Below are 12,608 nucleotides of genomic sequence, written 5' to 3'. Positions count from 1 at the left end.
TCTGTCTGCGCAGATGAAAACATTGCCAACCAGTCTGCTAGGGATATAAGGCGCGACGATCAGCTGGATAGCAGTTGACGGCGGGCCTTTCGCAAGTTGCCTCAAGAATCGAACTCGCGTACTCTCGCCCGTTACTAATCTCACAAAGGATTGTACTCCCATGAAAATTGCTCGCTTTTACTCCCTAATTAAGACGTGTGCCTCAAGTCCGCTCGCCGGCCTATCAAGGAAAGCATGTGCCTTTCCCAGAACTGCGGTTGTGGTTGGATTGATCATCAGCGTTATCGCAACAGCATATTCGACGCTTGAACTGACACCGGTACACGCAGAACTCGAGCCACCTACATGCACTCCGCCGACTACTTTGAGAATCAGCGAGTTTAGGTTGCGCGGGGCGGCAGGACCTAACGACGAGTTCATCGAGTTCTACAACAGTTCTGATTCGCAAATCACTGTTTGCACGGCTGACGGATCGAGCGGCTGGGCGCTGGCGGCGCGGAACGCGGCCGGCACAACGGCGTCGATAGTCTTCGTTATTCATCAGTAACAACCGGGGTCTTGACGTTAGCGCGTTGGCGCAGAACCCACTCCCGCAGCCAGCCGGACGCGCTGCTGGGGCGGCCGCGATACGTGCCGCTGGTTTACTTCGAAACAATGAATGCTCAAACTTTATCGCAGAACTCATCTCTATTACGGCGTCGCTTATTCGTTACGATGGGAGAGGCCAAATGACTCCAACCTTTGGTCCCTTACTAAATCTAAACGGCAGCCTTTCCCCTGGATACAACGCCTACTACGCGCTCAATGAGTACGAGCGTGCGCTTGGAGATCGGGTCTTTGCCTCGGGCCAATCCGGCCGAAGCGGCAATACAACTACTTATGGAACAACAACAAACAACCGCACTATTGCCTGGAACAGAGAATTCTACAGTCTCGGTCTGACTGATCGGGCACTGATGGTCCTTCATGAATCGTTACACCTCATCCCGAATTTCAGTGATTTTGCAATTGCCGGGGCGGCTCATATTATGGCGACACGGGGACGGGATAATCCTGGCAATGCGGGGAATTTCACGGATCGCAGTGCGGCCTCACAGTATATCAATGAGCAGATTGCCGCGCATTGCCGACGTTAGGAGGCCTATGCATTTCATCACTTCGCTTCTTAGCTGTGCCACCGTCTTATTTGTAATACCGACGGCGGCAAAGAATTTCGCTCAACCTCGGCCGGCGAATACGCCAGGTTGCACTTTGATTGAGAGCAGTCGTCCTCCTCACTACATTGCGTACGAGGGTACTAAACCTTCAGCCGAAATCAGTCTGCGTCTGCGGAACAACACCACTTGTGAGATTGTCATTGAGACCGATGACAGCATTCCAGCACAGTTGAGAAGGTTTCCGAACGGAGATGTCAGAATCGAACCGGTCATTGGTTCTGCAGATGGTGTTAGAGTGGCGCTTCACTACTTGGTAGAAGACCGGCAACGACAGAAAGCCCCGCAACGTGGCTACGGCTGGGGGGATTCAGTCTTTAGTTATCAAGTGCAACCGGGGCACTCTGTGATCTTCCGCATTCCTCGGGCTCAGCTCAAGAGAGGCTTAGATATAGTCGTGCCTTTCAAGTACGCTTGGGAAACCAGCAGCGCCATCGGGATGGGAGCAGGTGGCGTTGTTCATCGGGTGTACTTTCTTTTTGATGACTTCCCACCCACGGCACTGAAAAAATGAGAACTCAAAATTGGCCAAAACGCGGCACGAAAACCAAAACAGGAAAACCAAAACAGAGTAATTAAAACTGGGGTCAGGCCTGCGATTCTGCGTGCGCGCACACTTTATCTCATGCTCGCCCAAATTTTGTTGCTTCATTATTTAAGGCACTGGCGCAAAGTCTATGCCTTGACCGACGTGTAGTTGTCGCCCCTGGCATGCGCCATGGCGCGAAAACCGCGAGTCGATCTGGAAGGCTGTCCCTGCATAGGATTACGCGAGCCGGAAGGTCGTGAAGCGTTAGCGGGCAAAGAGCTAACAGACTGACGTTCGAAAAAACGCTTTACAGCCTCGCGGCTTTCGCATAGGCTTGCCCCCGTCCCAACTTTCCACACAAGGAGCAAATGAATATGGCCACGAAAAAGAAAGCGGCCAAGAAGACGGCCGCCAAGAAGAAGGCCGGCAAATCCTCATCAAAGGGAAAAGCCGGAGGAAAGAAGAAGACAGGAAAGAAGAAACGGGGCATGAAGGCCGACATCGGTCCACCCGTGGGCGGGCCGTAAACCTAAGTTTTGCGGGCCGTGACTCGATTCACCATCAGTCTCGGCCCTATTTCTTTTGGTGACTCGTCAAGCGCTATTAAGAAGCGCTATTTGCCGGCGGAGTTCAATGATGTCGGGTCGGGCCAGATAAGACTTGTAGTTGTCAGTTCCCCACACGCCTTCCAAAGACGACAAGACGGATTCAGCCTGTTGTGCAGATTGGCGCGCCCCTTCTTTGTCGCCAAGCTTATCCTTCGCTCGCGCCTGCACTGCGTAAGCACGCCACAAAGATTCATGCTGTTTCGCAGACGCAAAGCGCGACTGCGCTTCAGTGGAACTGGTCAGTGCGCCCTGCGCATCGCCCGCCGCTAGAGACGCTTCACTGAAGGCCAATAACGCTTCTGACAACCAGAGTGGGTTGTGCAGCGCGCGCGCCAGTTGCACGGCTTGTTCACATTCTTTGCGGCCCGCCGCCGCCTGTCCGGAACGCGCCAGAGCCAGACCCAATGTCGCTCGTGAGCGAACAGCGCTTACTTTTATTTCAGAGCCGGCAATGGCCAACGCCCGGCGGGCTTTGCTGACAGCCTCAGCGGCTTTCGCCTCGCTCAAAGCCAGCCCGGCCGCAGAGACCGTGGCGTCGGCGAGGAGGTCCTTGTAGGCTTCCTGACCCGGCGGTTCAGCAATCGCGAGCGCTTCATCCAGGTTCGCATGCGCGTCAGAAAATCTGCCCAGGCGCCATGCCGTCGTTCCCAGGTAGTCGGCCGCGTAACCCGTCGCCAGTTTTGCGTTGATCGACTTTTCGATCTTGTAGTCTTCGTAAAAATGGTTCCAGGCTTCGGGAAATCTCTCACTATCGAGCATTACGTACCCGAGCCCGTTGTGCCCGTAGGCGACGTACTGATTGTCGCCGACGGCCTGCGCCGCGTTGAGCAGCCGTTCAAATGTTTGCTTCGCATCGTCGTACTTACCCAGCTCAATCTGCACGTAGCCGAGATTGAAATAGGTGCTGAACGTTTCCTTGCCGTAGCGACCCTGCTCAAAGAATTTTAGTGCGTTCTGTAGGTGAGTCTGCGCGGCTTCGGGATTGTCTTCCTGCTTACGCAGGCCACCGAGCGCCAAATGCGCGCGCGCCTCGGCGTATCGGCCTTTGTAAAGCTGGGCCAGGCGAAGCGCGTCGTTGAAATTCTTATCGGCTTGCGGAAAGTTGCCGCGAATCAGATACGCCTTGCCGATTTCGATCAGGCCGAGCGTCGTCCGATTCTCCATTCGGTTAGCGCTCGCTAACTCCATCGCCTCTTGCGAATACTGTTGAGCTTTTGTCGCATCGCCGGCCAGGATAAAAGTGTTGCTCAACTGTTGGAGCGTCCTGATCCGCTGATCATTGTTCTCCAGACTGGTCGAGCGCTCGAGCGCCTTTCCAAACGCGGCTTCGGCATCCGCAATTTTTCCCTGCTGCTGAAGAAGGCTGCCGCGCTGAAAAAACACTTCGGTCATGCCTTCGACCTCATTCGAAATGCTGAAACGGTCATTGGCTTGCTTCAGCGCATTCTCGGCCTCCTGATATTTTTGCGCGCGACCGAGGGCGACCCCCAGGCGCAGAAATGCGGCGGCGCTGTTCGCATCGATTTGCGTGGCTTGCCGGTAAGCCTCGATTGCCTGTTCGAGCTGCTCGCCCTTTTCATGAGCGCGGCCCAGATCGACAAGCGCGAAAGCCTTCTCGTTTGCCGGGACAGCCGACGCCAGTTGACGATAATTTTCGACAGCGGACGGAAAATCGCGCGTCACCGTGTTTGAGATAGCTTCCAACCGCAAACGGTCGACGGGCGCCAACGCTGCCCGGTTCGGAACCAGATTTTGTGCGATGAGCAATTCGTTTTTTGCGTCGTCCGGAACATCCAATTCAGTCCACGCTTCCGCCAACCGCGCGTGTGCGAGCGCAAAACGATCATCAGTGGCCACGGCCTGCTGTAACAACTTGCTCGACTTGAAGAAGGCGCCCTCGCGCATGGCGTTAACGCCCAAATCGTACAGATGCCGTGCTTGAGGAGTGGGCTGATGCACGGTGGGACGAGTCAGCCACCAACCGAGGATTCCAAGCAACGCCACAGCTACGACGCCTGCAATCACGTACCCAACCGAAATCCGTGGCCTGCGAAAGATGTCTGACAATGTCGCGAGCGCGCCCGTAGGTTGTTCGCCGCTGGCCTGCGACGGCAGTCGCGGGATAACACGCATCTCGGCCGTCGCCGCAAAGCCGGACCGCACATCCGCCAGCTCTTCGGCCATTTCGTCTGCTGATTGATAGCGATCAATTGGCTTCTTCGCGAGCGCCTTCAGCACAATGTGATCGACTGCCTCAGAAACGTCGCTGTTGATGGTCGAAGGCGGGACCGGATCATCGCGGATTATCTTTGTGCAGATTTCCATGCGCGTGGTCCCGTCAAATGGCGCCTTCCCGGCGATGCATTCGTAAAGCAAAGAGCCGAGCGCAAAAATGTCGCTGCGGGCGTCGATGCCTGATCCAAGCGCTTGTTCCGGCGACAGATAAAGTGGCGTGCCGACGATGACGCCTTCCTGTGTTTGTGACGTCAGCAAGGTCTGCCGTTCCGGATCGCTTTCCGTCATCGAATCGATGTTGAGTTGCTTGGCCAGGCCAAAATCGAGCACCTTCACATCACCGCGGTGGTCGACCGCAACGTTTGACGGCTTGATGTCGCGATGGACTACGCCGTTGCGGTGCGCTTCGCCAAGGGCGGCGGCCACTTGTTGAATCAGTCCCAGCGCGCGCGCGATCGTCAGCGAATTTCCCTTCAACAAGTCGGCGAGCGTTTGACCCTTCACCAGCTCCATTACGATGTACGGCTCGCCCTCTTTCGTCTCGCCGTAATCGTGAATCGTAGCGATATGTGGATGTGACAAGGCCGAGACGGCGCGGGCCTCGCGCAGAAACCGCGTGCGAAAGTGCTGCTCGTTTTGTCCCGGTTTGATCGTGAGGGTCTTGATCGCAACGCGCCGCCCGAGCACGGTGTCTTCGGCCACGTACACGACGCCCATGCCGCCTTCGCCGATCTTTTCGATGACGCGATAATGCGAGATGGTCTGGCCGATCATGTTGGTCGCGATGACGCCGGGTTAATTTGCGGAACTCTTTGACGTTGGGTCGGAACTACATTGGCACGCTCGCATTGTGGGACAAAGCGGTAGTGATTTCAAGAGTTACGCGCGTCTGCGAAAAGTCTACAGGTGCGCGCTTGTCGATGTGATAAGCTCTGCGCGGAAAGCGAGAAAAAACGGTGCGAAGACGCAAGATCGATGGCTGTCCAATCGCGGGCGCGCTGCAACTGATCGGCGATAAGTGGACGCTGCTGGTCGTTCGCGAGCTTTACGCCCGGCCAAAGCGCACCACCGAATTGCTGGAAGAACTCCACCCGATCAGCAGTCGCACGTTAATGGGCCGCCTGAAAGAGATGGAGCAGGACGAAATAATCCTGCGCGTGAATTACGGTGGCTTACCGCGTCGAGTGGAATATGAACTCACAGAGCGCGGCCGGCGTCTCGTGCCCTTGCTCGACGCGCTGATGAAGACAGGCCAGGTGCTCGACTGTAACGATTGCGAGGATCGCAAACAGCAGTTGGGTTACTACTGCGACTTTTGTCCGAATGTCCGCGCCGAATCCCGCTCCATCGAGATGGACGAACGCGGCTTTGACCGCGACAGCACGCCGCTCCCATCCGAACCTGCACCTCTGCCAATGCGACGTCCGAAAGACGACATTGTGTTGCTGTGAATCTCGCGCTCTATTTCGGCGGCGCCTTCTTGTGGATCATGAAGTAAAGCTGAGCGGATAGACCAGGATTGATTGGCTTTAGAATCTTATACTCTGCCTCGGCATCCTTCTTCTTTCCACTCATCAGGTATGCCACACCGAGATTGAAATGCGCGCCCGCGTAATCAGACTTAAGACGGATCGCTTCCTTGTGCGCCGCGATCGCTTCGTTCCATTTCTTTAACTGGCCGTAAGCGTAGCCAAGGTTGTTGTGCGCCGCGGCCCAATCCGGCTTGAGTTCCGTGGCGACCTTAAACTCCTTCACCGCGTCGCTCTTTTGCATCTCTGCGATGACCGTCTCTGTCTGCTTCCATTTGCTGTAGGTGAGGCCCAAATTGAAATGGGCTTCAGGCATTTTCGGATCGAGCTCGATCGCTTTCTTCAACGGGGCAACGGCTTCTGCGAATTTGCCCAGGTTGTTGTAAACCCAACCGAGGTTGCTGTGTGCCTCAGCGTAATCCGGCTTCAGCTGAATCGCGCGCTTGAGCGGCGCCTCCGCTTCACTCCAACGCTTGCTCTTGCCGAGCGCGTAACCCATGTTGTTGTTCGCTTCCGCGTCGTCCGGCTTTAGGCGAATGACCTGCCGGTAAGCTTCGGCTGCCTCCGGGTACCTGCCCAGCTTGTCGTACATCCATGAAAGATTGCTGTAAGCCTCGGTGAAGTTGCCCCGGTAACGAACGGCCAGTTTGTAAGCATCCGCCGCCTCAGTGAATTTCTCCTGGCGCCGGTACGCGTCGCCGAGATTGTTGTGCGCTTCGGCGTATTCAGGTCTGACGGCAAGCGCTTGTTTGTAAGCCGCGATCGCTTCATCGAACTTGTTCGCGTTGTACGCCGCGACGCCCTGGTCGTAATAGATGAGACTCAACGATTCGCGTGCCGGAGAATTCTGCGGTGCGAGCTCGAGCGCTTTCTTCAAAGGGGCGATCGCTTCGGCGTCACGATCAAGTTTTAAGTAAGCATTGCCGAGCGCGACATAAGCATCAGCCCAGTCCGGCCTCTGTTGAATCGCCTCGTTCGCGGCGGCGACGGCTTCGTCGTAACGACCGAGGTTGAAATACGCTTCACTCAGATTCAGATGCGCTTCGGGGAAGTCCGCCTTTTGACGAAGCGCGCGCTTGTATAAGTCGATGGCTTTCTCGTACTGCCCGGCATCGAACTGGTCGTCGCCCTGATTGTTCAGTTCGTCCGGACCGCCGACGCGCCGCGCGGCGTCTCCGAGCGGCTTCGTCGATTCAAGGCCGGGATCGCCGCTGCCGGTGTTGGTCGTCGTGCTGCCGCCACCCGTCTGTCGCGTACCTCCCGTGCCTGTCCGATCAGTTCGAGTTGTCGAAACGGTGTCACGTTGTGGCTTACTGACCTTCGTAGTGCGGGCGACCGTTTTCTTTTCGGGACGTTTCGCATGATGCGAGACGGTTTTCGGAGCGGTGAAAACACCGCGGCCCGACCGTGACTCAACCTCGGCGGCGCTGGCGAGTTCGGCGCTTGAGCCGCCGGTGATGTCCTGCGCCAGCGAGCCGGTGAAAAGCGGCAATCCTGAAACCGCCAGCGCCAGGAACGCTGCGGCTATACTAGAACGCATTGATTTAGAATTTTTTTTCATAGTGCGCTGGGCGAGAAATCTGGTGCTCGTGCCGGAAAAGTCTACTGTGACCCGCCCTCGGCCACAAGTTTTAGACTCGGCCTGACCTGACTTGCGTTTGCTGCCTTGCCAACATTTAATGACCGTATGAGTTGTCGATCGCGGGTAATTGGCTTAACCGCCGCCGTTTTCCTGGTTCTCGGTCCTTCAGTTGGCGGCCAGGATTTTCTGCCTCCGGCCCCGCCCGACAGGACACTCATCTACACGCTGGATGAACGGAACACCTTAACCCCACTTGCATTCGAGACGGCTCGAACACCGCTGAAAGTCACTGAGAAAGCGAAAAGCACGAAGACCAGCTACCTCGAAATAGCCGGTGAACATTCGTCCCGGATCCTTTCGACAACCCCGCGCATCTTTCTTTTCACGACCGAGCGTCAGGGTAGTCATCCACCGTTCATTGTCTGGCTGACCCCAAAATCGGGTGCGCGTCGGGCGACGGCTATAGCCCAATCGGGCTTGACCGGGTTCGCGATCGATTCGGGACAAATCGTTAAGCCGACCATCCGCGTGCTGGAAAAATTCGGCGATGAAGTTTTCATGGAACTGCGGCCGCGGACTTCGCTTGTGCCCGGCGAATATGCGATTATTGGCGACGACTTGACGCGTGTTGCGACGTTTCGAGTTTCAACCGAAGCAAACCGTTGAGTCAGGAGTTTTTGGAGAAATGCCCGAACCGTCGAAGTTATCAACAGTGAATCAGGCGCCGCGGACAGGATTTTGGCCGGCTTTAGCAGTTTTTTTGATTTGCGCGTCTGCCAGTTTTGGTCTGACCGGGTGCAATTCCGGAGATCAAACAAGCGGGAGTGGTAACAGTGTGGCTTCGTCGAGTCCCGCCGCCAATACCAATCCTGCACGTTCCACCGCGCCGACGAGAATCGTTCCGACTGGACCGGTGGCGCTGTCACAAGAAATTCGCGACACGAAGGTCAAGACACTAGATGGCGGTTCACTTAAGCTTTCCGATTACGACAACAAAGTCGTCGTCGTAAACATTTGGGCAACTTGGTGCGGGCCTTGTCGTCAGGAGATGCCGGACCTGGTGAAGCTCAGCCAGGAATACAAGTCGCGCGGTTTGGTCGTACTGGGACTGGCGACGACTTACAACGAGCGAGATGATCCCGAACAGGTCAAGCAGTTCATCAAGGCGCAGAATGTACAATACAAGATTCTTTGGGATGATGGCGCGTTAGCGGGTCCGCTGGTGCAGAGTGTGAACGGTCGAAGCATCATTCCGCAGAGTTTTGTCATTTCGCGTGATGGAAAGATCGTGAAGCACTTCTCCGGATTCAACGCGCAGCAAACGCCCGCGCTTATGCGAAAGGCCGTTGAAGAGGCGTTGAACGACAAGAGTAAAGCTTAAGACGGGCAGCAGGAACTTTTGAGCCACCTGCTTCAGCAGGTGGTTTTGCTTTTGAAGCGGAACAGGATTCTGAACGTGAGTACCGACGTCAAACAGAAACTTCAGGGCGAGCTCGACCAGTTGGAAAGCGAGTTGCGCGTGCATTTGCCGAAGGAGATCAAACGCGCGCGCGAGTTTGGCGACCTGCGCGAGAACTCAGAATACCAGACCGCCCTCCAACGGCAGACTATGGTCAAGGCCCGGATCCGTGAGCTTCGCCAAAGACTGAGTGAAGTCGCTTCAATTGATCTGTCAAAGGTTTCACATGACAAAGTGGGTTACGGATCGGTCGTGGTTCTCTATGACGGCGAGCGCGAAGAAGAGGTGACTTACCGTCTGGTCACGCCGGAAGAGTCCGATCCAACGGCGGGTTTAATCTCGACTGTGTCGCCCGTCGGGCGGAGCCTGATGGGCAAGGAAGAAGGCGACGAAGTCACCGTGACGACGCCCGCCGGCTCGCGCACGTTTGAGATCAAGAGCCTCAAGACGCTACACGACGAGATTAAGGATGAATAGAACAAATGCTGGCTAGACTGCCCTGCGGCGGCATCCGCCCGTCAATCGCCTAATTAACACAGTCTCTAGCACTTACATATTGAACCGTTCCGCAAAACGTACTACACTGTGCGTCCTCGCGAGGAAGGGTTCCCCCGGTCCCGATGAGCCTGCCAGCCCCGGTCCGGAGAAAGCACAAACGATGACAATTTCCCGGCGAATCTTTATCCAGACAGCATCCGTTGCTGCCATCGCGGCTGCCGCGATCGGCAAATCAACCTTAGCGGTTCTCGCACAGGGCGGTGCCACCGATCCACTGTCTAACTATACGCAAGATACTTTTACTCAATACATCAATTCGATTTTTCGGCTGCACGGATCAAGAACCGTCGACGTGATGTTGGAAAAGGTGCAGGACACGCTGCCCGCGAAAGAGACGCGCGGTGGCGGACGCGAATCATTCACGCTGCACTTTCGCGGAGGCGATTTTCAGCTTCGTCAGAATACTTACACGGTCGAACATCCGGCGCTCGGAACTTTCGCGTTGTTTTTGGTCCCCAGCGGGGCCGACGAGCATGGCGCGCAAAGCTATGTCGCGACGATCAATCGGCTCGCGCACGCGTCCAAACCCAGCGCCGTACCCAAGGCCATTCCGCGCAAATCAACTCCGGAATCAACACCAAAGCCTGAGTCATCAGCGCCGGCGAAGGTTGCTCCTGAGCCGAAAACTCTCAGCCCGTCCGAATCACCGAAGCCGGTACAGGTTAAGCCTCGAAGACGGAAGGTTGATCCGGACCTGTATCCAGAATTCGACTACGATTACTAGCAAGCAGATAGTTCAGCCCGCTGGCGTGACCCCGATTAGATAGACGTTTTCTTGACACTCGTAGAGTGCGTTTCTATCATCCTGTTTGAAGTTCCCTTCGGCAGCGGAATCGGTCTCAAGAGTTTAGTAACGCAGCCTAAGAAAGCCTAAGGATGTTTGGAGCCAGCATTGGGCGCGCGGGTCAGCGCATTATCGACGCGATGGTGCGGTGGCTTGCCCGCGGGCATATAAGTCCGAACTTTCTGACTTTCGTTGGCGTAGCGATAAATGTCGGGTCGGGGCTGCTGTTTGGATGGGGCCAGTTCTTCTGGGCCGGAATCATCCTGATCGTCGCGAACCTGTTCGACATGCTCGATGGGCAGGTAGCGCGCTTGTCCGGCCGAGTAACCCGGTTTGGTGGGTTCCTTGATTCGTCGCTTGATCGGTTGTCCGACATGGTGGTGTTTGTCGGGCTGATGGTTTTCTACGCGCGTGACACTGAGTTTCATTCAACGCTCAATGTCTTTCTCGCGGGCGCCGGGTTGATGGGCTCGATCATGGTGAGTTACGCGAGCGCGCGCGCCGAAAGCCTGATCCCGAAATGCGATGTTGGCTTTCTGCGCCGTCCGGAGCGGGTGGTGCTGTTCATCATCGGCGCGTTGACGACGCATCCGGCTTCGCCCAACTTCCTGCTTAACCGAATGCCAGCGGTTTTATGGGTCCTGGCAATTGGCTCGTACTGGACGTTTGCGCACCGCATGTATCACACCTGGATGGAACTGAATCGCACCAAACGTGAAGCGGCGCAGAGTGAGTTGTCGGCTTCTAATGGCGCGGAGCAACTCCCAGGCGAGCGACGCTCAGAGGCTACTTTAGCGGCAAAAACCGGGTAGAGTTAGCGTCTAAGTGTTTTCTGTGAGATAACTCTTGACGTACCTGCAGTCTCGGTCTAAGTTAGTCCGCGCATTTTTCTAAAAGGTAAAGCAATCTTGATCATCTGCCCCGCATGTGGAACTTCGGTTGAAGGACAACTTTGTCTTGGTTGTCCGGCCTGTGGCGCGCGTGCCGTCGGTCCGCCGCTCGCCAAACCTGAACATCAACTCGTGTCCTTTGGTCCAGCCGCGCTGGCGGCCTTGGGCGGCGGTTTGATGCTAGTTGGTTTTCTGGCGTCAGCGACCGTCGTGTGGATCGTCAGCAAGGGCGCGGCGCTCAACTTTGGGACGATTATCGCAGCCGGCCAAACGGCGGCGTGGCAGTTGAAGTGGATTTCAGTGCCGGTGGCAGTTGCCGTTATTTGGGGTGGCTCGCGAGCGCTGAGAACGATTCGAGAGGCGCCCGCGGACTTTGGCGGATTGCGGATCGCGCGCGGCGGATTGAGCGCCGCGATTCTCGCGACCCTGATGGTGGCGACGTTGATCGGTGTCACGGTTCCCGAAAGGCTACGGCGGCGGCAGTGGGGAATCGAAGCGGCCGAGCTGGCGCGCGGCTACACTCTGCATCGCGCTTTGCTTCAGTATCGCGAGCAGCACGGAACCCTGCCTCCGCGCGACGAACTTGTTCGCGAGCTACGCACGCTGCCCGACCCGGACGGTTCGATCACGGAAGCGCTGCTCGACTACGACGCCAGTGATTACGAAGCAACCTCGGTGGTCGCTGCGGCCGCGCCAAAAAACAAGGAGCTTCAACGCGGCGGGGCCATTCGCACTGTTTCCCTGAATTCTACGGCTGACGCCGCGCCGGTGTCGTTCACGAGTTACGAGCTGCGCCTTCCGGGCAAAGATAAGAAACGCAACACTGAAGACGATCTGGTGGTTCGCGATGGCTTGATCCTGACTTTGGCGGAACTTCGCGACTACCGAGCTGGCCGCTCCAGCGCGCCTTAGCTCATGTCCTTCCTGGCCCGCTTCCGTCGAAAAAAAGAAGATCCCGAAGTTGTCCGTCGCAGAATACTTCTCCAGTTCGGTCGCATCGGCGAAGCGAACGTGATCGAAGTCACCAAGGACGACGAAGGCAACACGATGCTGGCGTACAGCTACACCGTCGGCGGCGTAGACTATCAGGCGTGGCAACGTCTCGACGACGAACAATTGCGGCGCCCGCATGACTACTTCCCGGACGCGCGCGTTGACTTGCGCTACGATCCCAAACGACCCGTCAATTCGTTCGTGGTCTGAGCACCAATCTTAAATTT

General features: G+C 56.5%; 14 protein-coding genes. 12 read left to right on the top strand and 2 right to left on the bottom strand.

What is annotated here, in order from left to right; genetic code table 11:
• The first annotated feature begins 160 nt into the window (after positions 1–160).
• The 4 genes from VFX97_13050 to VFX97_13035 all read left to right on the top strand — a co-directional run bounded on the left by VFX97_13050 (position 161) and on the right by VFX97_13035 (position 2,270).
• The gene (locus tag VFX97_13050; GenBank protein ID HEX5704123.1) at positions 161–547 is read left to right on the top strand and encodes a hypothetical protein; all 387 of its coding nucleotides are present in this window, start codon (positions 161–163) and stop codon (positions 545–547) included.
• A gap of 181 nt (positions 548–728) precedes the next feature.
• On the top strand, positions 729–1,136 hold the full coding sequence (locus VFX97_13045; GenBank protein HEX5704122.1) for a hypothetical protein: 408 nt from the start codon (positions 729–731) through the stop codon (positions 1,134–1,136).
• 7 nt (positions 1,137–1,143) lie between these two features.
• Positions 1,144–1,728 carry a hypothetical protein gene (locus tag VFX97_13040; protein HEX5704121.1) on the top strand — a complete coding sequence of 195 codons (585 nt, stop codon included), beginning with the start codon at positions 1,144–1,146 and terminating at the stop codon, positions 1,726–1,728.
• Positions 1,729–2,117: 389 nt separating this feature from the next.
• Positions 2,118–2,270 (top strand): hypothetical protein, encoded by a 153-nt coding sequence (locus VFX97_13035; protein ID HEX5704120.1) that lies wholly within the window; start codon positions 2,118–2,120, stop codon positions 2,268–2,270.
• Between the two features lie 66 nt (positions 2,271–2,336).
• Here the strand turns inward: VFX97_13035 and VFX97_13030 are convergent, their stop codons facing one another.
• Positions 2,337–5,360, bottom strand: coding sequence for a tetratricopeptide repeat protein (locus tag VFX97_13030; GenBank protein ID HEX5704119.1), 3,024 nt, complete (start codon positions 5,358–5,360; stop codon positions 2,337–2,339).
• Between the two features lie 182 nt (positions 5,361–5,542).
• On the opposite strand from VFX97_13030, the gene VFX97_13025 reads away from it, so the two are divergent.
• Positions 5,543–6,037, top strand: a complete 495-nt coding sequence (locus VFX97_13025; protein ID HEX5704118.1) for a helix-turn-helix domain-containing protein — start codon at positions 5,543–5,545, stop codon at positions 6,035–6,037.
• Between the two features lie 10 nt (positions 6,038–6,047).
• Here VFX97_13025 and VFX97_13020 read toward each other — a convergent pair whose 3' ends face one another.
• A complete protein-coding gene (locus VFX97_13020) occupies positions 6,048–7,655 on the bottom strand; it encodes a tetratricopeptide repeat protein (GenBank protein ID HEX5704117.1) in 1,608 nt (535 codons plus the stop codon).
• 147 nt (positions 7,656–7,802) lie between these two features.
• Here VFX97_13020 and VFX97_13015 point away from each other — a divergent pair, with 147 nt between their 5' ends.
• From VFX97_13015 to VFX97_12985, 7 genes are all read left to right on the top strand, one after another.
• On the top strand, positions 7,803–8,363 hold the full coding sequence (locus VFX97_13015) for a hypothetical protein (GenBank protein ID HEX5704116.1): 561 nt from the start codon (positions 7,803–7,805) through the stop codon (positions 8,361–8,363).
• A gap of 169 nt (positions 8,364–8,532) precedes the next feature.
• Positions 8,533–9,078, top strand: coding sequence for a TlpA disulfide reductase family protein (locus VFX97_13010; GenBank protein ID HEX5704115.1), 546 nt, complete (start codon positions 8,533–8,535; stop codon positions 9,076–9,078).
• A 75-nt stretch (positions 9,079–9,153) separates the two neighbouring features.
• Positions 9,154–9,633, top strand: a complete 480-nt coding sequence (gene greA / locus VFX97_13005) for a transcription elongation factor GreA (GenBank protein ID HEX5704114.1) — start codon at positions 9,154–9,156, stop codon at positions 9,631–9,633.
• Positions 9,634–9,814: 181 nt separating this feature from the next.
• Positions 9,815–10,438 (top strand): hypothetical protein, encoded by a 624-nt coding sequence (locus VFX97_13000; protein HEX5704113.1) that lies wholly within the window; start codon positions 9,815–9,817, stop codon positions 10,436–10,438.
• Positions 10,439–10,590: 152 nt separating this feature from the next.
• Positions 10,591–11,310, top strand: a complete 720-nt coding sequence (locus VFX97_12995) for a CDP-alcohol phosphatidyltransferase family protein (GenBank protein HEX5704112.1) — start codon at positions 10,591–10,593, stop codon at positions 11,308–11,310.
• A gap of 210 nt (positions 11,311–11,520) precedes the next feature.
• Positions 11,521–12,300, top strand: a complete 780-nt coding sequence (locus tag VFX97_12990; protein HEX5704111.1) for a hypothetical protein — start codon at positions 11,521–11,523, stop codon at positions 12,298–12,300.
• Between the two features lie 3 nt (positions 12,301–12,303).
• Positions 12,304–12,591, top strand: coding sequence for a hypothetical protein (locus VFX97_12985; protein HEX5704110.1), 288 nt, complete (start codon positions 12,304–12,306; stop codon positions 12,589–12,591).
• Positions 12,592–12,608: the final 17 nt, after the last annotated feature.

The sequence above is a fragment of the Pyrinomonadaceae bacterium genome, assembly GCA_036277115.1.
Lineage (GTDB): Bacteria > Acidobacteriota > Blastocatellia > Pyrinomonadales > Pyrinomonadaceae > UBA11740.
This window is presented reverse-complemented; position numbering and strand designations above follow the sequence as displayed.

What these genes read in the sequence shown, in the direction of transcription:
- VFX97_13050 (HEX5704123.1), top strand. Translation starts at nt 161, where the DNA reads ATGAAAATTGCTCGCTTTTACTCCCTAATTAAGACGTGTGCCTCAAGT.
- VFX97_13045 (HEX5704122.1), top strand. Translation starts at nt 729, where the DNA reads ATGACTCCAACCTTTGGTCCCTTACTAAATCTAAACGGCAGCCTTTCC.
- VFX97_13040 (HEX5704121.1), top strand. Translation starts at nt 1,144, where the DNA reads ATGCATTTCATCACTTCGCTTCTTAGCTGTGCCACCGTCTTATTTGTA.
- VFX97_13035 (HEX5704120.1), top strand. Translation starts at nt 2,118, where the DNA reads ATGGCCACGAAAAAGAAAGCGGCCAAGAAGACGGCCGCCAAGAAGAAG.
- VFX97_13030 (HEX5704119.1), bottom strand. Translation starts at nt 5,360, where the DNA reads ATGATCGGCCAGACCATCTCGCATTATCGCGTCATCGAAAAGATCGGC.
- VFX97_13020 (HEX5704117.1), bottom strand. Translation starts at nt 7,655, where the DNA reads ATGCGTTCTAGTATAGCCGCAGCGTTCCTGGCGCTGGCGGTTTCAGGA.
- VFX97_13015 (HEX5704116.1), top strand. Translation starts at nt 7,803, where the DNA reads ATGAGTTGTCGATCGCGGGTAATTGGCTTAACCGCCGCCGTTTTCCTG.
- VFX97_13000 (HEX5704113.1), top strand. Translation starts at nt 9,815, where the DNA reads ATGACAATTTCCCGGCGAATCTTTATCCAGACAGCATCCGTTGCTGCC.
- VFX97_12995 (HEX5704112.1), top strand. Translation starts at nt 10,591, where the DNA reads ATGTTTGGAGCCAGCATTGGGCGCGCGGGTCAGCGCATTATCGACGCG.
- VFX97_12985 (HEX5704110.1), top strand. Translation starts at nt 12,304, where the DNA reads ATGTCCTTCCTGGCCCGCTTCCGTCGAAAAAAAGAAGATCCCGAAGTT.